Source organism: Affinundibacterium baiyunense (assembly GCF_018139645.1).
Lineage (GTDB): Bacteria > Pseudomonadota > Gammaproteobacteria > Burkholderiales > Burkholderiaceae_D > Undibacterium > Undibacterium baiyunense.
The window spans coordinates 381,844-406,933 of sequence record NZ_JAGSPM010000002.1 but is presented as its reverse complement, the minus strand read 5'-3'; the positions used below and the strand labels follow the sequence as shown (position 1 = coordinate 406,933).

At 46.5% G+C, this 25,090-nt stretch carries 18 protein-coding genes; 5 read left to right on the top strand and 13 right to left on the bottom strand.

Going from position 1 to position 25,090, the window contains the following annotated elements:
* Positions 1-259: 259 nt before the first annotated feature.
* Together KDM92_RS04975 and KDM92_RS04970 are read right to left on the bottom strand one after the other, a co-directional pair.
* Entirely contained in the window at positions 260-745 is a 486-nt protein-coding gene (locus KDM92_RS04975; RefSeq protein ID WP_212683279.1) for a MarR family transcriptional regulator, read from the bottom strand.
* Complete coding sequence (locus KDM92_RS04970) at positions 738-2,069, bottom strand: S41 family peptidase (RefSeq protein WP_212683278.1); 1,332 nt, start codon at positions 2,067-2,069, stop codon at positions 738-740. The genes KDM92_RS04975 and KDM92_RS04970 overlap by 8 nt, the downstream gene beginning before the upstream one ends.
* 584 nt (positions 2,070-2,653) lie before the next feature.
* Between KDM92_RS04970 and KDM92_RS04965 the strand changes: the two genes are divergently transcribed.
* From KDM92_RS04965 to KDM92_RS04945, 5 genes are all read left to right on the top strand, one after another.
* Complete coding sequence (locus tag KDM92_RS04965; protein ID WP_212683277.1) at positions 2,654-4,108, top strand: sensor domain-containing protein; 1,455 nt, start codon at positions 2,654-2,656, stop codon at positions 4,106-4,108.
* A gap of 235 nt (positions 4,109-4,343) precedes the next feature.
* Positions 4,344-5,396, top strand: coding sequence for a sensor histidine kinase (locus tag KDM92_RS04960; protein WP_329603128.1), 1,053 nt, complete (start codon positions 4,344-4,346; stop codon positions 5,394-5,396).
* A complete protein-coding gene (locus KDM92_RS04955; RefSeq protein WP_212683276.1) occupies positions 5,384-6,124 on the top strand; it encodes a LytR/AlgR family response regulator transcription factor in 741 nt (246 codons plus the stop codon). Before KDM92_RS04960 ends, KDM92_RS04955 begins: the two co-directional genes overlap by 13 nt.
* Before the next feature lie 139 nt (positions 6,125-6,263).
* Positions 6,264-7,460: an acyltransferase family protein gene (locus KDM92_RS04950; RefSeq protein WP_212683275.1), complete on the top strand. Its 1,197-nt coding sequence runs from the start codon at positions 6,264-6,266 to the stop codon at positions 7,458-7,460.
* Between the two features lie 564 nt (positions 7,461-8,024).
* A complete protein-coding gene (locus KDM92_RS04945) occupies positions 8,025-8,993 on the top strand; it encodes a dihydrodipicolinate synthase family protein (protein WP_212683274.1) in 969 nt (322 codons plus the stop codon).
* Positions 8,994-9,105: 112 nt separating this feature from the next.
* Here the strand turns inward: KDM92_RS04945 and KDM92_RS04940 are convergent, their stop codons facing one another.
* The 11 genes from KDM92_RS04940 to KDM92_RS04890 form a co-directional block, all read right to left on the bottom strand.
* Complete coding sequence (locus tag KDM92_RS04940) at positions 9,106-9,651, bottom strand: hypothetical protein (RefSeq protein ID WP_212683273.1); 546 nt, start codon at positions 9,649-9,651, stop codon at positions 9,106-9,108.
* Positions 9,652-10,385: 734 nt separating this feature from the next.
* A complete protein-coding gene (locus tag KDM92_RS04935) occupies positions 10,386-10,661 on the bottom strand; it encodes a type II toxin-antitoxin system RelE/ParE family toxin (protein WP_212683272.1) in 276 nt (91 codons plus the stop codon).
* Entirely contained in the window at positions 10,658-10,930 is a 273-nt protein-coding gene (locus KDM92_RS04930) for a type II toxin-antitoxin system Phd/YefM family antitoxin (RefSeq protein WP_212683271.1), read from the bottom strand. The genes KDM92_RS04935 and KDM92_RS04930 overlap by 4 nt, the downstream gene beginning before the upstream one ends.
* A 142-nt stretch (positions 10,931-11,072) precedes the next feature.
* Entirely contained in the window at positions 11,073-11,699 is a 627-nt protein-coding gene (locus tag KDM92_RS04925) for a hypothetical protein (protein ID WP_212683270.1), read from the bottom strand.
* Between the two features lie 360 nt (positions 11,700-12,059).
* Positions 12,060-12,788 (bottom strand): hypothetical protein, encoded by a 729-nt coding sequence (locus KDM92_RS04920; protein WP_212683269.1) that lies wholly within the window; start codon positions 12,786-12,788, stop codon positions 12,060-12,062.
* 368 nt (positions 12,789-13,156) lie between these two features.
* Complete coding sequence (locus KDM92_RS04915; protein ID WP_212683268.1) at positions 13,157-14,005, bottom strand: REP-associated tyrosine transposase; 849 nt, start codon at positions 14,003-14,005, stop codon at positions 13,157-13,159.
* Between the two features lie 177 nt (positions 14,006-14,182).
* The gene (locus KDM92_RS04910; RefSeq protein ID WP_212683267.1) at positions 14,183-14,716 is read right to left on the bottom strand and encodes a hypothetical protein; all 534 of its coding nucleotides are present in this window, start codon (positions 14,714-14,716) and stop codon (positions 14,183-14,185) included.
* Between the two features lie 111 nt (positions 14,717-14,827).
* Entirely contained in the window at positions 14,828-15,292 is a 465-nt protein-coding gene (locus KDM92_RS04905; RefSeq protein ID WP_212683266.1) for an ASCH domain-containing protein, read from the bottom strand.
* Positions 15,285-17,462 carry a GNAT family N-acetyltransferase gene (locus tag KDM92_RS04900; RefSeq protein ID WP_212683265.1) on the bottom strand — a complete coding sequence of 726 codons (2,178 nt, stop codon included), beginning with the start codon at positions 17,460-17,462 and terminating at the stop codon, positions 15,285-15,287. The genes KDM92_RS04905 and KDM92_RS04900 overlap by 8 nt, the downstream gene beginning before the upstream one ends.
* Positions 17,463-17,802: 340 nt before the next feature.
* Positions 17,803-19,239: an nSTAND1 domain-containing NTPase gene (locus KDM92_RS04895; RefSeq protein ID WP_212683264.1), complete on the bottom strand. Its 1,437-nt coding sequence runs from the start codon at positions 19,237-19,239 to the stop codon at positions 17,803-17,805.
* 371 nt (positions 19,240-19,610) lie between these two features.
* Positions 19,611-24,371 (bottom strand): NAD-glutamate dehydrogenase, encoded by a 4,761-nt coding sequence (locus KDM92_RS04890; protein ID WP_212683263.1) that lies wholly within the window; start codon positions 24,369-24,371, stop codon positions 19,611-19,613.
* Positions 24,372-25,090: the final 719 nt, after the last annotated feature.

Here is a 25,090-nt window from a genome sequence, read left to right as displayed (position 1 = left end):
AACCCGCTAATAAAAAAAGCGTGTAGTGGGATCAGGTTGATTGCATTCATGATGAGCTCCTTTTTATCGTTATTATGGAGAGAGGGGGAATTGAAGTCGCAATGCGCTTCGGGCTCGATTATAACAATGATTCTTTTTCGAAAACAAGCAAAGATTAAATAGTTTAGTCTCAGGATTTATGCCTCGGTAACATCGAACGATTACTCTCTCCCTCTGCTTCTTGCTGTAGGGGGGGCTAGACGATTATCAAATCTTGCTGTCACTTTTTGTTATCGATACGCTTTTCCAGCGGTCTTTCATTGAGCGCATCGATAGTTCTATCCACTAATTGCCGAACGTCGCCTACTTCAGCAAACAACTGGGTATAGGCATCGCGAATCAATGACGTACACTGCTCAAATTTCTTAAGCTGTGCCAAGCCTTCATCAGTGGGGATAAAAACCCTTCGTCGGGCGTCATCGTCATCACTTCTATCCTGCACAAGACCCAAACGCACCAGCTTAGGTAGCTTTTGAATGACCAATTGATGTGAATGTCCAAGTTCACGTGCCAGATCCGCGGCTGAAGCCTCGCCGAGCGCCGCCAGAACAGTCATCAGCGAACACGAACGGACTGGGATGATGATCCCCATCGCATCGAACACACTCTGGGATTGCTCTTCAATTAGGATGCTCAGTCGTTCGACAGCACGGCCAAGATACACCGCATCATCGATCGCTGGTGAATTAAGTTTTCGTTTAGTCATGACGCTTGTATCTCTGAATGCTACCGTCCCTGTTTACTCGCTCCAGCGCCGCTACTTTTCCACGTGAGGTAATTAAGCGATATCGAAAATCTGAAACCCCTTCAACCGCGAACAGGTCATCACCGAGCGGCTCCAACGCTACCCGGAACCGCTCGCGCCAAATGTAGTAGAGTGTTCCATTGTCGAATACAAGCAGACGACCTTCATATTTGCCGGCAGCGTTTTTCAGCATGGTAACATCGACCTGCGGGCGCTGGATAGCCGCCATCAAACTAGGGAGTAGCCATTCAATTTCGGCGCGCTTGGCCTCGTCCTTCTTCGCTAGGTTTTCAAGCGCCAGCTTATGTGCCAGCGGAAGTGCGCGAATAGACGGGCTTTGGATATCAGGTTGCACCCCAGTACCTTCAAAATCGCCATGTTCCACAGGATCTTGTATCTGGCCAATTGGTACTTGCACGAAGAAATCGCGATTGACTGGCTTCCGAGCAACAGGATGCGCTCCGCCGGCGGTCCGCTCACCGATCAAGGTCGCACGCCCAAGTTTTTTCATTGAATAGGATAACCATTCTGCTGAGGAAAACGACGTAGAGCCTGTAAGGATATAGAGCGGCTTTTCCACCATACGTTTCCCTGGCAGTCCTGGTAGAACCCATTGTCCGCGCGCGATGCGTTTGCCGTCCTCGTTGTAGTAATAATCGAAGAGGAGCTGATCTTTTTCACTGGAGAAAAAATAGCTGGCTAAAAATTGCGCCATTTCCAGATAACCGCCGTTGTTATAACGCAAATCGATGATCAGCGCATCCGTATTACCAACAAAGCGCATTACGGATGCGGCCGTTTCATACGCAAGTTCTGGATCGGCAAAATAACTAAATCGTATATAACCGATATTTCCCTTTAGGCGAGCAACCTCGTCAAAACCAAAATTAGTCTCTTCTAGCTTGTTCAACTCTTCCTTTCGTATCTTAGCCTTAAGTGCTGGGTTTGCCTTCGCCTCGAAGTCTGCGATCCATTTTGAATCTACACCCACGAAGAAATGCAAGTCGCCACTAACTTTTACGAGATCATCAGTCAGCTTGCGCGCAAACTCCGCTTTCGTGGTAGCCGAATCATAGTCTCCCTTTTTCAAGTGGTCCTGAAGCGCGGATGCAATTTTTCGCGTGATATCCGGAAACACGTAGTTTGCCGTTAAGGTGTTATTGAGAGAAGCGATGATCGCGCCCTTATCCTCTCGCGACAAATCTGGGGCGTCGGCAAATGCGTATGATGAACAAATGATTGACAGAGCCGAGAGCATTTTAATTAGCTGCAAGTGATACCGCATATTGTGGTTTCCTCAAATAAAAAACGCATAATACAATATATTGCGCAACATATTGTATAAATTTGCATGCGTTTCTTTTTAAAAATAGAAAATGGTCTCATTCCACATCAGCGCTAATACTGCAAGCGTACTTTGAACACGCCCCTTCTTCTCAACTGAATCTAGAATTTTCGACGTTAAAGTAGCAACAAACTAAGTAATTATCCAATCAAGGGTTTCTTTAATCTACACGGAGGCGATAAGCTTCTATCAGTCGGTATGCATAGCAATATCGCAAAAAAAAACACGGCCAACGCCGCATTCTAAATGTGTCTGTTTATTGCGATATTTCACATTCGCTGAGGAGTTATAGGTTTAAGATAGAACATATGTCTTCAGAGAATATGCATTCTTTTATTATTTGAATCAAAGGATGTCATTCAACAACTCAATAAGGTTGTGAGCTAGATTTTTTAACTAAATGCTTTAAGTAAAATTCTTTAACACATATATTAATTATAGATACCGTTAAAGATCCCGTTTTGTAATTCGTGCGCTTGAAATTCATCATCAACAATGGACAAGAATATTCAGTCTGGACATGTATGAACCAACAAATGCTCTCGCTGGCGAATTTCACAGAAGATAATCTGCGTGCCATACTTCAAGCACTGCCTGCACTGATCTGGCTGAAAGATGCTGATGGGGTTTATCTTGCCTGTAACGAGCGTTTTGAACAATTTTTTGGCGCCTTGGAAAAAGATATCATCGGTCGTACCGACTATGATTTTGTCAGCAAAGAACTAGCCGACTCTTTCCGCGCTAACGATCTGTTAGCCATGCAAAAAGGCGGCCTGAACATTAACGAAGAATGGATTAGCTTCGCCCATGACGGACACCGCGAGCTAGTCGAAACTAGCAAAACACCTTTGCACAATTCCGATGGCAAACTCATTGGTATTTTAGGTATTTCGCACGACATCACCAAACGCAAACAGCTAGAAAAATACGAAAAATTTCGCAGCTCCACCTTGGAATTATTGGCGAAAAATATCCCTTTACCCAGCGTATTAGAAGCGATCGTGCGCGGTGTTGAGCTGCTGCATACCAACATTATGTGTAGCATTTTATTGCTCGATAAAGAAGGTAAACATCTAGTCGATGGTGTCGCCCCTAGTTTGCCTAGCTTTTACAACCAAGCCATCAATGGCGTCGCCATCGGTGTGGGCGTAGGCTCGTGTGGAACAGCGGCATTTTTAGGTCAGCGGGTGGTGGTGGACGATATCGCCAGCCATCCTTATTGGGCACCGTATGCCGAGCTAGCAGCGCAAGCGGGTTTGGGCGCATGTTGGTCGCAACCGATACTCTCGTCCGAGTTACAAATATTGGGAACCTTCGCCATCTACCACCGAGAAAAAAATGCGCTCGCTGATTTAGATGTCTACATCATTGAACAATCGGCACAACTCGCCAGCATCGCCATCGAGCGCAAACGAATAGAATTAAAAATCCAGCATATGGCCTTCCATGATGCGCTCACAGGTCTGCCAAATCGCAGCCTGCTCGACGATAGGCTAGAACAAACCAAGGCGGCTTGCAGACGTCACCATTGCTTTGCCGCTGTGTTATTCATCGACCTCGACAATTTCAAACCACTCAATGATGAATATGGCCATAACGCGGGCGATTTACTGCTGCAAGAAGTCGCCCATCGCATCAGCTTTTGCGTACGAGAAGTCGATACCGTCGCCCGCTTTGGTGGTGATGAATTTGTCGTGATCCTCAGCGATTTGGAAAGTGAGCTGGCGCAAGCCGAACAGCTAGCTTGCAACATCGCAGAAAAAATTCGCGCGTCCTTATCCGCGTTCTATCAAATCGACATTCCAAACGCGCACAAACAAACCAGCGTTCAACACCACTGCACCGCCAGCATCGGCGTCGTCCTCCTGCGCCATCTGCAAAACGATGACATCGACATCGTCAAATTAGCCGATCAAGCAATGTACCAGGCCAAAGCTAAAGGTCGCAATACGATCTGCTTCCTTGATAGCAAACCCTAAATTCTTGGTTGGCAGATTTTCAGCTAACGCCATACTAAGAACTCAAACATCGCATTCTCCGTCTGATTAATTTACAGATACATATTGGCCCCTAGTGGATGAATACGAAATCCACGGCCAGACTCTAGGTGCACCTCTGTGCTTCTATTGCGAAGACTTGGCTTCCACTTCACTTTAATTGCTGACAAGGCCTCACAAATACGTAAAAATAAGATTTTTCCTCTCCGTCTTCATCGTGACTATCACCCGCACCACACGTATCGTAATCGCCGCCTGGCTGTTGTTCTGGGCATTGCTGGTCGTCACGGCGGTACAAGATTTTGTCCGAGATGGCGGGTCTGCTATTTGGCAGCCAGTGCTATGGGAATTGTCGTCGGGGATATCGGCGACCTTTTTGATGCTGGTGCAATTGCACTTAATGCGCCGGCATGATCACCTACTGGCAAGCCCATGGCTTTGGTTTCGACTGCAATTGATTTGGATACCATTTAACTCTCTATTGTTTGTTCCGATGGCATTTGGTATCCGCCATGGCGTGTATGCGCTGATGGGCGAAACGTACACGCACCAAGCTTGGCCGCAACTCTTTTTATATGAATCGATCAAAGTAGCGCTGTTCTTTGCCATCTTTATCGTCACACGCTTTGGCGTATTGTCGTTTCAAAAAATGCTGGACGAGAGGGCGCGTGCCGAACAGGCCAAGCATTTATTGAAACAGGCACAGCTGTTCCGACTCACGCAGCAGATGCAGCCACATTTTCTATTCAATGCGCTCAACACCATATCGTCGCTCATGCAAACAGATGTAGTACGCGCCGATGCCGTTTTGCAGCAGTTAGCGGACATGTTGCGCGCTAGTCTTGATTTGAGTGAGCAGTATGAAATAACGCTCGCTAGTGAACTGCGACTGGCGCGAGCTTACGTAAGCTTAATGACTGAGCGCTTTGTTGATCGGGTAGAAATCGAATGGGACCTCGATGAAGCAAGCTTGGCCTGTAAAGTGCCAGTGATGAGCTTGCAACCTTTGATTGAAAATGTGTTTAAGCACACGGTGGAGTCGCGCCGTCATATGACGCGCATCAAAGTGAGTGCCGCGTTACTAGAAGGCCAATTAGTGCTCAGGGTTGAAGACGATAGCGGTAGTTTAGGGCCAAGCGGAAACGGCATTGGCATCGTGAATTTGCGGGCGCGGCTTGAAGCTCTGCATCTCAATCAAGCTAGCTTTAAGCTAGTGCAATTGTCACCAGCAGGCGTACGAGCCGAAGTGAGTTTGCCATGCGTGTATTGATCGTAGACGACGAAAGACCTGCCCGTGACAAGCTGCGCCGCTTGCTAGCGCAGGAGACTGACATCCTGAGTGTCAGCGAGGCACGCGACGGCATCGAAGCACTTGAGCGCATCGCCGCAGAAACACCTGATGTCGTGTTTCTTGATATTCAAATGCCAGAGGTAAGCGGCATCGAGCTAGCGGCTTCTTTACCCAGCCCTGCGCCACTGATCGTCTTTGTCACCGCCTACGATCAGTATGCCATTCGTGCTTTTGATACGAATGCGATTGACTATCTGCTTAAGCCCTACGACCAAACGCGTCTGCTTCGTGCGCTAGAGCGCGTACGTGAACGCATGTTGGCACAGAAAGCAACTTTAGCAAACTCAGCAACCAAAGCAACAAGTTCAAACCCGGCATCAGGTCTACCAGTGCGTCAGCTTTTGGTGAGTGAGCGCGGCAAGACTAGGGTGGTTAAAGTGGAACAGATTCAATGGATAGAAACCGCCGATAATTATGTGATCTTGCACACGCTAGATGCGCACCTACTTCTGCGCCAAACCTTGACCGGATTGCTTGAACAGTTAGGCGAGGCTTTCGTGCGCTGCCATCGACGTGCGGCGGTACAAACCGATTACATCGAAACTGTCGTCGCACTTGAAAAAGGTGATTGCGAACTCGTCTTGCGTGGCGGCGCTCGGGTTCCGTGTAGCCGCCAGTTTCGCGCTTCGGTGATGGAAAAGCTTTAAACTTGATATCAAAATGGATGGACCAATAATCCGGCGAATCCAGCTCGCCCCATCCGCAATCCAATTCGCCCCATCTCGCTAGCGTCTCCATTTATTCGCGATTAGTCTGCATCCTGTTATCACTATCAGGTCGCATACCATGCACACAAATCACCATGACGACAGCCGCCAGTTCTTTCTTGACTGGGTACGCATTTTCGCTTTCTTTGTCCTCATTTTTTATCACGTGGGGATGTATTACGTCACTTGGGATTGGCACGTGAAGAGTGTCAATGCTAGCAATGCGATTGAGCCCTTGATGAAGCTTTCTTCGCCATGGCGGCTCGGCTTATTGTTCTTGGTGTCGGGTGTCGCATCGAGCTGGATGCTCAATAAGCTCAGCGTTGGTGGCTTTATCCGTCAACGCAGTGCGAGACTCTTGATCCCGCTGGTTTTTGGCATGTTGGTCGTTACGCCGCCTCAAGCATTTGTTGAGGCCGTCGAACAAGCTGGATATCAAGGAAACTACTTCGATTTTATGAAACTTTATCTACAGGCTTATCACGGCTTTTGCGATAAGGATGGTTGCCTCGATCTTCCGACTTGGAACCATCTGTGGTTTGTACCCTATCTATGGATTTACTCCTTATTATTGGCTGGAATCTCGCTCGGCCTTGGCAAGCATTTTGAGTTACTCGGCAACTTCTTAGCTAAACATCTAACCGGTTGGAAGTTGATCGTGTTACCGACACTGCTACTTGCGTTGATCCGTATTTTATTAGCGAATCGGTTTCCGACGACGCACGACTTAGTCGATGATTGGTTTAATCACGCTAATTCATTTACTTTGTTTTTGCTCGGCGCTTTGTTAGCGCGCCAAACTGAATTCTGGCAACGCTTCGATGCCGCACGGTGGACTTTGCTAGGCACGGCACTCGCTTGCTGGGCTTTGGTACTGGTCTTCGACGCTTGGCCTGACGATAGATGGCCAGCCACGCCGTTTCCTGTTTGGAGCAAGCTGTTTCACTTGATTTACTCACTATGCCAGTGGAGCGCGATTGGTGCGGCATGTGGCTTCGCGCATAAGCACTTTCATTTTGACAGCCCCAAACGTCGCTATCTGACCCAAGCGGTTTTTCCGCTATATATTTTGCATCAGACTTTTATCGTGGTATTCGCCTATGTCCTCAAACCAGCTTCATTAGCGCCGGGGATTGAAGCGATAGTGTTAATCGTACTAACGATTACGAGCAGCTTTGCGGTATTTGAAGTAGTGCGCAGAATACCAGCACTACAACCCATGTTTGGCTTGCGTGCGGATAAGGTATTTGCACTGAAATCGACTACACCGCTGTAATAAAAGCAAATCCGCCATGTCGGATAGATAGGCTCCAACATCCACACATTGGAGATTGGAGCCTTTAGTGCTTCTCATCCCATCAGACACAGTTGATCGGCTTGTTTCAACCAACAGACGAATAAGTTGAATATTTCAACTATGTACGTTAATATATTAACGGTATACTTAGTTTATGTACTCATTGCCTTGCTTAAATTTTCTATGTTTTTTGGCGGAAGCAAATATGATGAGTGGATGTCTGTTATTCCGGCTGTGCTGATTTAAAAGTTAAAAGTGCGATCGCGATAGCAAAGACAATATGCACTCTGGGATCAACCGATGTTTGGCAAGTTTTGGCACGATTTGGCACGTGATGGACTTAGAGCGTGAACTTAAGCCCTGTGATAGCGTAAGCCAATAATCCTCCAGTTTTACCGAATGTGGTTCAACTGCTATGACCTATTTGGTGGAATTTATATGTAATGTTTTTAAATGTAGGGCTTACGCAAAATTGCGCTAGCGAGGCGACAACAACGACGCTAGCGTCTGTTTTGCGTGAGTCCTAAAATAATAGGGAATATGATGGAAACGAATAGTAAAGATTGGCGATATACGGTGATGCCAGCGGTGTTCACATGGCTAAAAGAGTCAGAATCCGGTGCTTTGGAAATCGACTTTGATGAGACAAAAAGACAAGCCGCATTGGTTTTAAAAGCGCAAGGCAAGGGCGGCAGCCGATTTGGTGGATTAGTCGCCTCTGGTACGCTCGGTGAAAACAGTTACCTGACTCCCGAACAGCGTCTCGCATTACTCAAATCCCTGTCTGACGTGGCTAAAGAATACGATGTCCCGTTGATCAGTGGCGCCGCAGCAGAAACCAAGGAACAGCTTGCGACTATCATTGAAGGACTCGCAGGAGTTGGCGTGAATACCGTCATGGTCATGCCGCCAAAAACCAAGGAAGCTCCTTCTGAAGAAGAAATGTATGCCTACTATGCGCTTGCAGCAGCCACTGCAAAAAATGTAGGCGTCACCATCATGCCGTATAACAATCCTGATGCAGCTGGCTATCATGCATTGTCAACCGATCTACTCAGAAAACTGTCCGCGCTACCAGAAGTCGTCGCCCTCAAAATATCGACGCTCGATGTCTCAATTATCGAAACGCTGATTGTAGAGAACAAAGATTTAAAAATTTTGGCAGGCGTTGATTCCGTCACTGTGCATGCAGGGCTGGCTGGCGCATGCGGCGGGATTACCGGTGTCGGGACGATCTTCCCCAAAGCAAGTATCACGATGCAAGAGCACGTCTTAAAAGGCGAATGGGCTGAGGCAAATAAAATTTCTCAAGCACTCAATTCCATCTCTTACCTCGATGCGCAGCCTTTGCTGTTGGAATATCTGAAGTTTGCCATGGGCATTCATCACAATGATCCCGAAGGCGGACTGCGTACCTATGGTAAGAAACTAACGCAACAGCAAATTGATGATGTTCGTGCGAGATATCTTCTTGCCAAACAAAGACTGGAACTTCTTGATTTGGCGGACTGATTCTTTCAAATTAAAGATTTACGCAACATTGCACGACATAGAGCTGCCCCCGAATGCCTGAATCGGGGGCGTGTCTTTATCTAATTCTGTCTGATTCTGTCTAATTCTATTTTTATTCAATCGATCGTCGTACTGGCGAATATTTTTTTATCCAAGCTTTGGCATGAATAACAATCATGTCGTTTCGGTCTTCCCATCGTTTGTCTGACGCATCATGAATTGGGTCAAGATCATCGCATGCATAGTAGGTGCCATACAGAAGCGCTAATCCATGTGAATCACATGAGTAAGATTGATCGTTAGGGAAACCATAATTCCAAATTACGCTCTCCATAAGTTGATGTAATCCATTTGCTGGATCAACTTCACCATTGGCAATCGGTATCAAATAATATTCCGCCAGCACCCTGACAGCATCACTCTCACTAAAAGTAGGAATATCGCAGTAGGTTAGCATTTCTAAAAAAGTCGGATAGACGTCATCATGGGTGGGCTTTACATTGCTCAAAATATCTAAGCAATTATGAGAGAAAAATCCCTGATCCATCATGGAGGAAATACTCGCTTGCATCGTTTCTGGCAGCAAGCTTCCTAAACTCAATTCCGCTGATTGCCGGCATAAAATTTCTTTGGTGAGTGTCATCGTTTTCTTAGTCATTTTTAATGTCAGCAAATTGGGACAAGCCTTGACGCAGTGCTATGTTCCACAACCGTGATCCCCACAGCTCACTACTTTTTTTGCTTACTGTATCGCAAGAGAGAGCGTACAAAAGCTATGCCCCCAGTTACTATCGCTATAAAAGCGATAAAAAAAATCACACGGCCAATATAGGGGAATAAATCAATATCAAAGAACTTATGGAAAACGAGCAACAATAACAACAACGTCACCATCGTTAACCAACAAAACATAAATAACTTTACAGAAAATTGCTTTTTCATATCAATATGTAGGTATCAATTCAAAGAAGAATAGGGTCACACCACGCTCTTTCTGTTTCACAGCTCGACTAACCGTCGCGTAACTTATCCCAACTCAGTTTGTTTCGATCAAAACACGATAGTGATTGCACATCAAACAGTAAACGTGGCAATACCAATCTAGCGATCGACAACGATTTTCAACAGCGATAAAAACCGCTTTCTATATCGTCATTGGCATAAATATTCGCTCGTGCATTCCCGCGGGCGGTAGCGTGGTACAAAGCACCTTCGTACTCTATGTGTAACGGTCTCTCCATTTCGACCTCTCGTCGGTTTAGTTACGGTAGAGCATACGATGGAGAGAGAAATATTAAGTGTAAAGCCTGACCCCGCGCCTCAGCACTGAGGATTATCTTTTAAAAATTCTTCGTTGAAGAAAAGCATCGTAATCTTGCCGTTCTGTGCAGATCAAATAGACATAAATATGCCGACGACTCTGTTCGACTTCATAGTCAACTCGATTTTTCCCATGACGACCATTTGCCGCCAGTGTGTCATACCCAATGCGGCAAGTTGTGGAATTGTTGTCCCTATTAGCGGGTATGTTTCTAGCATCAAAATACTGTCTCGAATACCGACATAAATTTTATCTGCCAATGGTTTTGAGAATTGGTTCTTAATGTAGGTAGGGGTATTCCATAAGTCATCTTCCGCATCGTCTAACATGTACACGGTGTAACTCACTCGAGTATTTCCTTGTCTATTTTTGCGAAGACTTCGCGAGCAGGTTTAAATTGTCCTTCTTCAATTTGCTTGCGACCAAGTGCTAATATTTTCAGTAAAGCCATTGTATTTTTAGTGTCCTCATAGCTTTTAAAGTCCTGTATAGCACAGGTCGCTTCGCCATTTTGGGTAATGATGAGTGGTTCATGCGTCTCAGTCATCTCAGCAATCGCTTTGGCTGCGTTATCTTTGAAATAGCTGATAGGTTTGACACGTTCTGAAAAACGCATGGAAAACTCCGCTAAATGAATATCCAAAAGTCAGTATAAAGTCTTAATTTAGACCTATCATTGGACGCACGGTAGGTAGTGATGTCAAATGTAAGGCCTCACCCTAGGCTTCCTGCGTTACCCCTTGCTCCGTATTTCTACATCATTTCGCCCAATCAGACGCAAGTATCTCCATTGCATATGCGCGGGCACTGTCCGGCACTTGAAGTACTTGGTTCAGGATCGCACGGTCGGCAGCCTCTAAGCGGCGCAGATTTTTTAGTGCCAGCACAGCATATAAACGCACAGTTTCATCCTCATCGACCATTAAGCGGCGCAAGCTGTCAATATCGATGTCGTAATCTAGGGGGATTTTTTCTAGGAATGAGGCACAGCGCCAGCGAACTTCTGCATTCGCATGCGTCGACAGCAATTTGATCGTTTCTTTGCAATCACGAAATGCATATGGATCATTGAGCATTGCGTACAGTAAGGTTGTCAGGAAACTGCAGTCTGGGTGCAGAGACTGCTTGACGATTTGATTGAAATCATTGCCCCGCGCCTGCACATCAGCGAGCACTTGTACGATCCAATCTCGTACCACTTGATTTCGCGTTTGGTGGAAGTTGTTGATCAATGCATTCTGGTGTTCGACCACATACTTCCGAGACAAAGGATGTTGTTCAAAATGTCCTCGGGGTAAGGCCGCAAGATCGTGCGCCGCTTGTTCGTACTGACTTTCGCAATCAGATGACAATTTCGCTATAAGGAGTTTGTCGGCTTTGAGCATAATCTTGTTTTATGGTTAGTACTTATTTGAATTTTGGAGAAAATCGAGTGATCTTGGACTGTCTGATTTTACTGATTAACTAATCGGGTAACAAGTACGAACTAATGATCCGGTGGTTGGGATTGCGCTTAGCAATTTCCATTGAAGAACTACGGAACTGCGAAGAATGGATTATTCGACAGAGCCATCATCTCCCGCTCTGACTTGGCTTTGGAAAAACATTTTGTGGTCGCGGGAGAGAGGCCGCCCGAGTTTTGAGGGTGGCTTTTTGAAATTGAATGGTTCCTTGATACGTATATTGAAAGCGAATGTTGAAAAGACACCCGCTCAAAACGCGCTCATGGAAGCTACTTTTCTATCTTACAAATGGGTATCCGACGTTTTTGCAGTTTTCTTGGTCGACGCATCAACCTCAAGTCCATTTTTGTCCAAAACTTTGATGTACGGTTGATCCTTGTTATCGACACCTATCAAGATACGATCCTTCCCTTCTCGATCTTTAATGACAAGCGATGCTACATTCTCTTCCACACCAAGTGTAATTCGATCGACCATCAATGACTGTAGTTTCTTCATTTCTTCAGGATCGTTCACCTTGATTTTCTTTACGTCGACGGTATCCTTTGGATTGTCCATTACCTTCAGCATCGCGCTTTGACCTGTTTTCCCTTGATAGGTTGCAAGTCCAATTGCCTCGATCGGGGTATCTCGATAATCAAGAGCAACCGTTGTATGGCGTGAAGATACGCCAATCCCACCAACCTCATTTCCTTTTGGATCTGTAAAGATCATTCCTGACATGCCAGGCGGCACCGTTCTAGCAATAAATTCGCCTTGTATCGGAGCCAATGGTGCAGTGTTTGACAGAATGAACCTTTTAACGCCGTCCTCTCCCGCTATATTTAATGTCGACAACGTTTGCTCGCTCGCGTCCTTGCTTAGCTTCTTTTGGTCGAGAGTCAGTTTGACTAATAATCCACCAGAAACAGCAAAGGATGCGATGCAGAGCAAAGCAAGCATGCGATTTCTCGTCTCCAATTTTTCCAAACGTTTTACGAAATCAAAATTTTCCAATTTAGTACCTTTCACGTATTGATAATAAAAAATGCTCTTTCAAATTCTATTGAGAAGAAAATCCATTTTCTTAAAATTTTCGAACAATTCTCGAACCCACTCCGCAGCTAGCCGAGTTTCACAATTGTTGCGGGTACACATTGACTTTTCTAGTTGTTAAAAGTTCCATTAAGACGCGATTCTGAGGTGGCCCCGTGCTTGTGCTGCACGTCTCAAACTATAGCCTTCGAAGACGTGCGTTTTTTTAATATATGATTCGAAATTTGAAGGAACCTAAAATGACTTTCGTGTTAGAAAAGATTTCCCCATTGAATTAAGGGTCAAGCCTTACATTTGACATTCCATTGAATTAAGGGTCAAGCCTTACATTTGACATTCAGTAGTCAATCAACACCACGCTCCTTCTGTTTCACTGCGCGACTAACCGTCGCATAACTTACCCCAAAATGACTACCTACTTGCTCTAATGTGTAGTGCCCACTTAAGTAGGCCATTGCCATATTTTCGTTTCGCGTATTTCCCAAATTGGCAAAATAATCCAATGGTTTGATCGGCGCTTGTTTTTGTTTTTTGGGGATGTCTTTGAGTGATTGTTCGGGATCGAGCCTGCATTGCATATCGAGTACAAAATCGTCGTCACCGAGATAAATTTGGTTCTTCAGGCTCTGCCAAGGAGAAGGCTGTCCTTTGCCCTGCTGTACAAATTCACGATAGCGCTGCTGTGCGATATGCTTGGTCTTGGCAAATCCACCTAGAACCCAATCCGTTGTTAAACATGGCGCGCCTTCTGCCATGCCCGCAGTAGCGCGATAACTGCTCCACGGCCAATCCTTGGCACTGCGCACCATGCCAGCACGTACCGGATTTAAAGCGATGTAGCGCGCCAATTCAAGCAGGTAAGATTCTTTCTGCACCAAAATCGCTTTAAACCGCCCCTGAAAAACATGACCGACGCGCTGATACTGCCGATTGACATACTGGGTATAAGAACCATTGAGCAATTTCATACCATCAGACAAACTTGCACGGTTTGTTTCAATCAACAGGTGGTAGTGATTATCCATCAAACAGTAAGCGTGGCAATACCAATCATAACGATCCACTGCTATTTTCAACAGCGATAAAAACCGCTCGCGATCATCGTCATTCGCATAAATATTCGCGCGTGCATTCCCGCGGGCAGTGACGTGATACAAAGCACCTGCAAATTCTATGCGTAAGGGTCTCGCCATTTCAATCTCCCGTTGATTTAGTTCCGGTAGAGTTTAGGATGATGAACGTGGAATGTCAAATGTAAGGCCTGACCCCGTGCTCCTGCAAACGTGGAATGTCAGATGTAAGGCCTGACCCCGTGCTCCTGCATTGCTTGACTATCGGGGGCTAATGGGTGATCCCACGCTTGTTATTGATCACAACACAGTTACAGAAAAGCCCGTTTTGCCAATTTCTTTAGAAAAAACAAACTGAGGATTGATATTGATGTCCAATCTGTCAGCGTGATAAGTAACGAGCCGGGAAACTTCTGCAGCAGATTCAGCTGCGTGAATGCCAATACACCAAATACCACGCAAATCATCTTGGGAGTACTTGATCTGTTGCACCTTTGCGATATCTTTTAGCATTGCCTTGACGCAGCCATTCGGAGATGGGTGCTGTTTTATCTCTATTCCAATGGGAGATTGCTTGCGTTTCTGCCGAATCAAAAAATCGATAGAACAAGACGACTTCCCGTTTGACATTCTCTTGTCAAGTTCATAGCGTAGTTCTCGCCCCCAATCAGAAATTTCTTCATGATCCATACAGAACTTTGCGAATTCGATCTGAACCCACTTCTCCCAGCCTGAGATTTCAAAATAAGAGATTGTAGAAAGTGTGTCTCGAACAGACTTTCGGGAAAAGAAGTCTGCTACAAGGTAGGTTAAAAATTCAAAGTCACGTTTCATGTGGGCTCGATGAGTGATTAATGATGGCAACGACGGACTATGTCACAAACTTATGCGATGTCAGCATTTTATTGATAGAAATATATCGGAGTGAATATCTTGTGCATGCGATCAAGACTTCACTCTCGGCTGACGCCGAGCAAACTTCAAACTATTTAATGGGTCGAAGAAAGAATGTTTTTCATCTATCCGGATGAAGAACTGAGGCGGATTAAATCCATTAGAAATGTCACGCAAGTTCTGTAAAGATTGTGGCTCCTGGAGAATTTTTACATCCTCTAATGCAAGTACGACCCCGTTCTCTAATCCTTCGAGATATCCAAGAAATTCACGCCTAGTCAGCCCAGAGACAGAACCAAATTGTCTCCAAAGAGAACTGGGTGATGCTACATGCAGAGCCGAAATCCTCGCTCTCCCCATTAGTTCGCCAACTGGCAATGTCACATAAATCCAAACAAACGTCCCTGGCAAGACATTCATAGTTCGTCGACGGAGTTCAATGTGTTTTACACCATCAAAAATATTTCTCGCGTGACGAGGAGCCAGCGACATCAGTATGTGTTCTGAATTAGCCACGCGAAAACGCCTCGGTCAAAATCTCCTGAAACTGCACATCTGTAAGGGGCCGAGTCGTAATCAAGTGATTCGAATTTCCGCATCCAATACGCCTTAGGGTAGTTAGTGGTACTGAGCGAGGTAGCGTAAAAATATTGTCAAATACTGTCACAGTTTTCATCTTTGACTTGCCGATTCTATCCAGTGTATGCGTCGTGAGCACCGAATGCTCAAGGCCATCGCTGTCGAACATATCGGCTGGTCGGAGATACGCTTCACGCACACGACCGATTGCAACGACAGCAGCGCGACCATTACCCCTTGTGGATTCATAAAACAGTATTATCGTTCCTCTCTTGAAATGCCGCAATGTGCGAGGGTCACTAAGGTAGTGTCGATCTTGAAATAGTGAAGCTGTGGCACGTGGGAGAAGCGAGGCTTGCGGTGAACTTCCCAGAAGCCCATCCGCAAACATATTCTGAATAGGAGTCAAGACAGCTGGTCGACCTGGCAGACATAGCAACGCGGGAGAAAGTAACGTTTCAAGCAAATCGAGAGATACGTGTGTTTGATTTCCATTCGGAGTAAGTACTTGAATCGGCTGATCAGCGTTTCGATATTTTGGTGCTGTAACTGGCAATTTCAATCCACACTTTGCGGACAATTCCGACTGTTTCTCTTGCCAATTAGTTTCAGTCAGAACATTGCCAAGTACTAGTTTGGTAAGGCAAGCAGTATCGCCAGTGCTGTGAAAACCAAAGCCCGCGGCTAGCTCTCTTACATGAGACTGATTCGGTGGCAGCTCAAGTCGGATACTCTGAGAGCCTTTGATTGTCAAACTATCCAACATGTAAATCAAAAGTATTCGGGCTGCGTTCAATGCCTGAGGAGATGCTTCATCCACTGCGATTCGGATCGTAACAGTCCCAACACCACTTTTGGCCGCCCAAGTGGCGTACCCCACTAGCACACCATCTTGCCAGACAGCGCAACATTTTGCGATACGCCCCTGAGGATCAATAGGCATCCACCCCGAGGCAATGCTTGAACCAGACAAAGTAAGTTTAGAAAGAAGCGCTCGAACTGCTGCTTCATCTGCGGGGAGCGCCTCTTGTAGAGATAAAGTGACGTCCTGTTGAGTATCAAATTCGGCGCTAGCATTTGGAACGTCTCCTTCAATTCTAAATGCCGCAGGTGACACGATTTCGATAGAATAACGCTTTTGGACAGCGTGTGCCGCCGATAAAATTGCCTGGTCATTCGTTATTAGGCCTGCTAATCCATGTTGAATAACAGTCGCAACATGTCTCAGATCAGAGCGATCATTAGCAGTGAGCAGATTGTTCTTAAATCTATCTGGGAAAATCAATGCACCAAGTTCGTTTAACAATTTTCCTGAGTCTTTGGCTTCAATAATCGGAAATGCTGGGTAAAGCGATATGAACGCGGCCATCGGATCGGTGCGTCCCACATGTGCGGTTCGCTGTAATTCATCACGAATCTCGGTACTAATAGCCAAACGACAAAAATTTGATCGCTCTGCTTGGAATAGGCTGGCAACCTCATTATGACGTGGTCTGCGCGGTGCCACGTCAAATAGAACATTCAGATCAAGCAAAAACAAGGGGACAACATCCTTAGCAGATGTGTTTAACCCGAGCGGGTTTCCTGCATCAATGCCGCTCGCAGGAAACAGCTGAGGGGAGGCGAGTTCGTGACATCGAACATGTATCTGCCGTTTTCGAGTATCACCTCCTCTCTCCACGCGCTGTACGTAGAAATCCTGTTTATGCCAAAATTCATTGGACTCAACCAAATCCTCAGCGACGCGAGCGTAAATGGAGATAAAACCATTTCTAGTAAGCTGTGCGCGCAAGTGATCAAGTAGCCGACTCGCTAATCCACGTCTCTTAAACTCAGGAAGGGTCAACATCTGCATTACGTGAGCACGAGGATACTGCGGACGAAATAGTAGGTGCCCTATGTATCTGAGCCCAGTCGGCGATCTTTCTGTAATTATGAGAAGCCGCTCTTTACGTGCAAAATCATGAAAAACACTCTCAGCGAAGAATCCGAGCGCGTTACGATGAGCATCTGCGGCGCGGACTACTTGTTCAAGAAAGGGTGCAACGTCATCATAACGCTCCAAAATTTCGTACTTATTGTCGCTTGCGATTATTTGTATTGTCATAAATGGAGTTCGGATCAGTATAAAAATCTGATAGTCAAAAATAAATGAGAACTACATCAGCTAATAGTTCACCGTATGTTGTTCGTCTAGTTGACCGCCAGGTGCTAATGGATGTCCCTGTACTTTGACCTACATCTACCAGGCCGCGTCCATAATGTTTGCTATTAGTTCGGTACTCGCCAGAGTTCACCGCCTGCAATAAATCTCATACCTCAAGTAGCAGCTCTTTGATTGCGAACTCATTTAGGGGGAAAATAGCGTTAAGCGGCGTGTTAAACGCCCAGTATTCTCCAAAGTAAACAAAATCAGACGAACTATAATTCATCCCTCTTGGATCAAATTATCTACTTACACGTTTCAGCCAATCATGATGCTGTGAAAGTGTGAGAGTTTGTTGCTCCTGCAAACGATAATAAAACACCAGCGCCCCCTTTGACGTTACACTGTAAGTTTCTAGTTCTAACTCGTCTTGACTGTCCTGCTCAAGATCATTTGGAATAGACTGGGTAATGATGTCGCAACGCTTGAGATCCCTTAACCATTTTCGAAAAGTTTCTGGAGTAACAGGAATCTTACTGTTACGGTTAAATAAATCGAACTGACCTGCATTAAAAGTTCCTCTGAAGTCATCCGACATTGCAGCATCCAATACTAACCAAGCGTTTTTGGATATTTGCTTTGAAATATCTTTATAGTTAAATTCACCGAACGAACGAACCCATCTCTTAAAAAGAATGTCTTTCATTTGATGATTTACAACCACTCTGCTAGTAGACACATATTCGCAGTATTGCTCCAAATGGGACAATAGATCTCGGAGGTTATAATTCAAAACATCATAAAGCCATTCAATTTGTACCAAACCGAAGGGCAACTTATCAAAAGTTTCCTCAGGACGAATTGAATACTCTTCAATTCGAGCTTCAATAACATCTTTAAGATCAACTTTCCGAACAGCTTGTAGATCAAGTACTGGAGTATTCAAGAAAGCTGAGAGTCTAGGTGACGCTGCGAGACTATGAATTACACCATTTGCACCACAGAACACCCACCTCAAACCTTTGGTAGTTAGCAAACGATCGCGCAGTAACTCAAGTGTTTTCCTCGCTTTAGTCGCTGTCTCGAGCAATTCGATATTGTCGATCACACAAACAACTCCTCCCCCAATAGAAGTGAATATTTTTTCAAGCAAGTTCTTTGCTGCAAACTCAAAACCGACAGAATTAAAACCCGCAGAATTGTTTACTGACTCACTTAAGCCTCCACGCCCGCCCATGTTAAATGATGCGATTCCTGGCACACCGACGGCAAATGAACTATTTAAATCTCCAGATTGCATGCTCAAAATCGGGTCACTAAGCACTTTACTTAGATTATCAAATCCTGTGATATCACAAATTGGTGTCAGTATTTCCTGATGCTCTTTAATCGCCAAAACAACGTGCTGGAGCACATTTCTTGTAAACTCATCGACATCGAGATCATCTTTTAGTTGGAACGCGACCTTGCATGGAATTAATATTTGATTTGTCTCTTTTGCTTTAAAAGCCTTCAGGCATTTATAAATAGCGACATTCACGAGGCTAGTTTTCCCACTGCCATAGTGTCCGTCAATACAAGTAATTCGAGCGTTGCGATGGAGTTTGTGCATGACGTTTGTGATATCTTGATCACGTCCTTGAAGAAGTCGCTCACCTTTCTCGTTACACTTCAACGCCTCAACAGCAAAGGGTGTAGAGTTTAAGTACCACTGTCCATATATATCGCCAAATTTCATTTAGATCTCCAATAAAATATTTTGTAATTTAGATTTAGTAATGGCGGCGCAATAGGAATATATATTCCGTACTAAAATCTCTTAACTTTTCCCAGACGAATTGTGTGAATAAGGCTATTTACTTGCCTCAGAATATTATTTACATGTAAAAAAAATGGCGATCAATTGATCGCCATTTTCTTCTTACTTAATTTTTTTATGTGTTGATGCATTGGTGCTGCGCTTTCAGAAAAGTTCTTATTAAAGTTAAATCATATCTGAAAATTCTCATTTCACATTCATCAATCTAAATAATTTTCCACATTATTTTCAACTCAAAAACGCGTGGGCACAAAATTCGTGCCCCCCCTACGCTTCAACAACATTCAAACTCAAGCCAACCCACGCAACTCCCGCAAAGCCACAGACACAGGCGCTAAATCCGCACCCTGCGTCGTAATCGTCGCCAACAATTGATTCAACTTCGCAATCGCTGCCGTGTGTTGTTCGCGCCATGTTGCGATGTCTTCTTGGCGTGATAGCAGTGATTTGGTCACTTGGCTGGCGATGGAATACACGTCGTCGCGGGCGCTGCCGCGGGCTTGTGTTTGCCATAGCGTGTCGGTTGGTAGGCGATTGATTTGATCTCGCCAGCCGGTTAAGCCGAGTTCGGCATCGACACCAAAATAGGTGCGCGCTGCTTTTTCTAAATCGCTGCTTGTGCTTTGTGCGAGGTCGACTAAATCCAGCGCTGGGAAGATGAATTCCAAGGCGGCCAGATTTTCGGCGAGGCCTGCTTCGACACCGGCTTGAACCAAGGCTGCGCTAGCTTCTTGCAAGCTAGCGTAGGCCGCTGCTGGCAACCATGTGGAGACGTTGGCGCGTAGTTCGCGTGCGCCTGGTTGGTAGCGTTGGATCAGCGTTGGCAGATCGGCGTTTTGGGTGCGGGCACGTAGCATCCAACGTGAGGCGCGTTGTGCAATCGCTGTTAATTTGCTGAGCAAGTCTAATTGCAGTTTGGAATCAACTTTGTAATCCAAGGCGTCGATTTGATCCCACAGGGCTTCTAAGTCAAAAATCTCGCGCGCTAAGGTGAAGGCACGGATTACATCGGCGGCGGAAGCGGCGGCTTCTGAAGCGATGAAATTGACAAAGGTGGCGCCAGTGCGATTGACCACGGTGTTGGTGATGAAGGTGGCGATGATCTCGCGCTTCAACTGGTGATTGGCAATCGCTTCTGGGAACTTCTCGGATAAAACTTGCGGGAAGTAGGCTTTCAAAGCGCGGCTGAAGAATGGGTCGTCTGGCAAATTAGACGCGACCAATTCATCAAACACCGCCATCTTGGCGTAGGCTAAGACGACTGCGTTTTCTGGTGCGGTGAGGCCTTGTTTGTGGGCGCGGCGGCGAGCGATTTCTTCATCCGATGGGAGGAATTCAATCGCACGGTTTAAGCGACCTTGGCGCTCTAAGGTTTGCATCAAACGTTGTTGACCATCGAGTACATACAGCGGACGATGGCAAGCGATGTCGAGTGCTTGGCCTTGGTAGTAGTTGTCGGTTAACACTAAGTGGCCGACTTCATCGGTCATCGAGGCTAACAGGTCATTCCGTTGTTTGAGCGTGAGATCGCCTGCTTCGGTGATAGCGCCAACCAAGATCTTGATATTAACTTCGTGATCGGAGCAATCGACACCGGCGGAGTTATCAATCGCGTCGGTGTAGATGCGACCACCTTTTTGCGCGAATTCGATACGACCGTTTTGGGTGCAACCGAGGTTACCGCCCTCTGCTAAAACTTTGCAACGCAGCTCGTTACCATTAACGCGGAAGGCGTCGCTGGATTTATCACCGACTTGGGCGTGGGTTTCAAACGTGGCTTTGACGTAGGTTCCGATACCGCCGTTGTAGAGCAAATCGACAGGCGCTTGCAAGATCGCTTTGAGCAATTCGACTGGCGTGAGTTCTGCCGTCTCTATGCCTAATACAGCGCGGGCTTCTGGGCTGAGGCTAATCGATTTAGCACCACGTGGATAAACGCCACCGCCTTTAGAAATTAAGTCTTTGTTGTAATCATCCCAGCTGGAGCGTGGCAGATTGAACATGCGTTGGCGTTCGGCAAACGATTTGGCGACATCTGGATTTGGGTCGATGAAAATATGGCGGTGATCGAATGCCAGCACCAATTTAATTTGTTCGGATAAGAGCATGCCATTACCAAACACGTCACCCGACATATCGCCGATACCGGCCACCGTGAATGGCGTGGTTTGGGTGTTGTGACCGAAGGAGCGGAAATGACGTTTGACTGATTCCCATGCACCGCGTGCGGTGATGCCCATTTTTTTGTGGTCGTAACCGACCGAGCCACCAGAGGCAAACGCATCGCCTAGCCAGAAACCGTAATCGGCTGAGACACCGTTCGCGATATCAGAGAAAGTTGCCGTGCCTTTGTCAGCAGCAACGACCAAGTATGGATCATCTGGATCATGGCGCACCACTTTAGTCGGTGGTACGACATTGCCTTTGACGATGTTGTCGGTCACGTCTAACAGACCAGACAAGAAGATCTTGTAGCAGGCCACGCCTTCGGCTTGATAGGCTTCGCGATCCGACATCGCGGGTGGGTTTTTAAGGACGAAGCCACCTTTAGAGCCGACTGGCACGATGACGGTGTTTTTGACTTGCTGCGCTTTGACCAAACCAAGAATCTCGGTACGGAAATCTTCACGGCGATCTGACCAACGCAGACCACCGCGCGCCACTTTGCCACCGCGTAAATGCACGCCTTCGACACGTGGGGAATAGACCCAGATTTCGAATAGCGGTTTTGGTTCTGGCACGCCTGGCACTTCGCGTGGATTGAGTTTAAAACTCATGTAAGGCTTGAACGCGCCAGTCTCGGTGGTTTGCCACAAGTTGGTACGCAGCGTTGCCAAAATCGTGGCGATGAATTGGCGCAAGATGCGGTCTTCATCCAAACTAGCGACTTGACTCATCGCCGCTTCGATTTGTTCGCGGATGTGTTTTTGTGCTGCATCACGGTCGCCAACAAAATCAGGCTTAAAGCGTGCACCGAATAATTCTGCGATCAATTGCGTGATGCCGCAGTTTTTGTTGAGTGCGGCTTCGATATAGTTTTGGCTGTAAGCGAAACCGAGTTGTTTGAAGTAACGTGAGCATGCGCGCAAGACCGCGATAGAGCGGGCATCGAGTGCGGTGTTCAATACCAAACGATTCAGATCATCGCTTTCAACTTCGCCGCGCCATGCTTGGCAGAATAATTCTTCAAAACGGGCTTTAACTGCGGCGAGATCAGTTTCGACTGGCAATTGCAAACCCAGATCATGAATCCACAATTCGCTAGCGCCATCTGCCACGTGGTAAGGATGTTCGTCGAGTACGCGAGCGCCCATGCGTTCTAGCACTGGCAGAGAATCCGACAAAGCGACTTTGGAGGTGTTGTAAATCTTAAAGCGCAACAAGCCTGCGACGGCATCTAGAGGACGATACAGCTTGACTGCCAATGGCGCGGCATTCGATAAGCCAGCCAAGATATCGGCATCTTCTGCACCTGCTTGTGGTGAGAAGTCTTCGCGATAGGCGCTTGGGAAGGCATTCGCAAAACGATTTGCCAAATCCAAGCCACGGCCTTCGCCATGGGTGCGCAAGAGTTCATTGCTGCAATCGTCTTCCCAACGTTGCGCGAGTTTGGCGATACGCGCTTCGAGCGCAGACACATTCACGTTCAAAGGCGCATCGGCTTTGGCACGGACCAAATAGTGAATGCGCGCTAACGGACTATCGGTCAGCATCGGTGTGAATTCGATCGATTGACCATCTAAGGCGCTCATCAATTCGCTACTGATCTTGACGCGCAATTCGGTGTTGTAGCGATCACGTGGCACAAATACTTGGGCTGAAGTGAAGCGACCAAACGGATCACGACGCAAGAACAAACGCACACGTTGACGCTCTTGCAAACGCAAAATACCAATCGCGTGATCGGTCAAAGTGGCGGTATCGACTTGGAATAATTCATCACGTGGATAATCATCAAGAATCGATTGCAAAGCTTTAGCTGCATGACTCTCAGGCACGACACCCGCTGCACTCATCACGGCGGCTGTGCGTTGACGTACTTGTGGAATCTCGTTGACCGCTGCGGAATATGCGGTGGAAGTGTAGAGACCGAGGAAGCGCGATTCACCAATCACTTGACCGGCATCATTAAAGCGTTTGACCGCGATGTAATCGAGCCATGCTGGGCGATGTACGGTGGCGCGGGTCATTGCTTTGGTGACTAAGACCGTTTCGTCGGAATCGATCAATGCCACAACCTCAGGCGGCAATAAAGTTTCGTTGGTATTGACCTTGCCACGCAAAATGCCGAGGCCGGAATCGGCTAAGGCGACCAGACTGACTTGATTGCCATTGCGTTTGAGTTCGTAATCACGCGCACCCAAGAAAGTGAAATGACGGTCTTCTAACCAACGCAAAAAGGCGATACCTTCGCCATGACTTTGATGCGTGCTGGTGAATTTTTCTGATGCGGTGATGAGTTCTTTGACGCGGCCTAACATCGGCTGCCAATCAACCACGGCACTACGTACATCAGCGAGCACGTGCATCAAGTCATCGACCAGCGCTTGTTGATCGGCGGCGCTGACGATGCGATCACATTCGACCAAGATCAAGGATTCAACTGGATCATTACGGCCAGCCGCAGTTGCCGCAGCGACGGTACTGACTTCGGCAATACTACCATCGGCATTGCGCGCTACGCTCATCAAAGGATGCACAATCCAGTGCGCGGTACGACCGCTACGGTTAATCGCCATCGTGACGGAATCGACCAAGAACGGCATATTGTCGTTCACGATCTGCACCACGGTGTGTTCGCTGACAAAGCCATCTTCTGCCAAACTAGGGTTAAACACGCGGATCTTCGGCGTATTCGCCGCACGCGGGGTGTCTAACAAGCGCCAATGCGCGTTCGCCAAGGCAAACAAATTCGCCGCGCCACGGGCGGTGATTTCATCGGGATCGGTGTTTTCAAAATAAGCAGCGATAAAGCCGCCTTGACGTTTGCTGGCGGAGCCAGAATGTTCTTGGGCATATGCCATGAGTTCGGCAAAATGGGATGAGGTCATGCTTGTTCCTTACTTGTTTAAAGTTCAAGAAGTGCCAATTTGTTTTAGTTTTAATGTTTGATTGCACACGCTTTCTGGGTAAGAAAGCTGGCAATCAAACCTAGTGGAAAGTCTCTAGAAATTCCCATATTGCAAGTATCCTCCATTCGAGAGGGAATGACAAATGCAGCGAGGAAATTCCAACAGCGAGCAGACCACTAGCTAAAGTGGCGCTAGTGTAGCTTTAATTGAAATTGGCGGGCGGTAAGACCAGATGGGGAAATAACTTAGTTTGGTCTAGATCAAATTGCTGTGACGGAAAGGTGCGGGGGAAAGCTTATACGCGATATATACGCTTTGAATTTGAAGGATGCGGAGCTTTTGCCTGATAGTGCTTTGCGTCGAAATGAAATGGAACCAATAGCGTGAAGCTTAACGAAGTGAAGGCCAACAACCAACCAACCAACCAACCAACCAAGGAAAGTATAGAGTTGGGTTGGGCTAATTCAACACCAACCAACTCTCAAAACTGTGAGCAAGTAAGAGAGAAGGAACAATTCACATTTGCGTCAAGGATGATGTACCAATTATCTAGCTAATTTACTAGCAATTATTAAACCAATCCGCATACAATCTATTTACTCAGTCAAATCGTAGCGATTCAGTCCAACAATGTTTATCCACCACATTGATCGCAATTTCTTATTTTTGCGTTTTCGGTGTAAAGGATAGACGCCATT

Excerpts from the sequence above, each read along its gene's own strand:
- KDM92_RS04955 (WP_212683276.1), top strand. The coding sequence starts at position 5,384 with ATGCGTGTATTGATCGTAGACGACGAAAGACCTGCCCGTGACAAGCTG.
- KDM92_RS04915 (WP_212683268.1), bottom strand. The coding sequence starts at position 14,005 with ATGGCGAGACCCTTACGCATAGAATTTGCAGGTGCTTTGTATCACGTC.
- KDM92_RS04965 (WP_212683277.1), top strand. The coding sequence starts at position 2,654 with ATGAACCAACAAATGCTCTCGCTGGCGAATTTCACAGAAGATAATCTG.
- KDM92_RS04945 (WP_212683274.1), top strand. The coding sequence starts at position 8,025 with ATGGAAACGAATAGTAAAGATTGGCGATATACGGTGATGCCAGCGGTG.
- KDM92_RS04975 (WP_212683279.1), bottom strand. The coding sequence starts at position 745 with ATGACTAAACGAAAACTTAATTCACCAGCGATCGATGATGCGGTGTAT.
- KDM92_RS04940 (WP_212683273.1), bottom strand. The coding sequence starts at position 9,651 with ATGACTAAGAAAACGATGACACTCACCAAAGAAATTTTATGCCGGCAA.
- KDM92_RS04890 (WP_212683263.1), bottom strand. The coding sequence starts at position 24,371 with ATGACCTCATCCCATTTTGCCGAACTCATGGCATATGCCCAAGAACAT.
- KDM92_RS04925 (WP_212683270.1), bottom strand. The coding sequence starts at position 11,699 with ATGCTCAAAGCCGACAAACTCCTTATAGCGAAATTGTCATCTGATTGC.
- KDM92_RS04930 (WP_212683271.1), bottom strand. The coding sequence starts at position 10,930 with ATGCGTTTTTCAGAACGTGTCAAACCTATCAGCTATTTCAAAGATAAC.
- KDM92_RS04895 (WP_212683264.1), bottom strand. The coding sequence starts at position 19,239 with ATGAAATTTGGCGATATATATGGACAGTGGTACTTAAACTCTACACCC.
- KDM92_RS04900 (WP_212683265.1), bottom strand. The coding sequence starts at position 17,462 with ATGACAATACAAATAATCGCAAGCGACAATAAGTACGAAATTTTGGAG.
- KDM92_RS04970 (WP_212683278.1), bottom strand. The coding sequence starts at position 2,069 with ATGCGGTATCACTTGCAGCTAATTAAAATGCTCTCGGCTCTGTCAATC.
- KDM92_RS04910 (WP_212683267.1), bottom strand. The coding sequence starts at position 14,716 with ATGAAACGTGACTTTGAATTTTTAACCTACCTTGTAGCAGACTTCTTT.
- KDM92_RS04950 (WP_212683275.1), top strand. The coding sequence starts at position 6,264 with ATGCACACAAATCACCATGACGACAGCCGCCAGTTCTTTCTTGACTGG.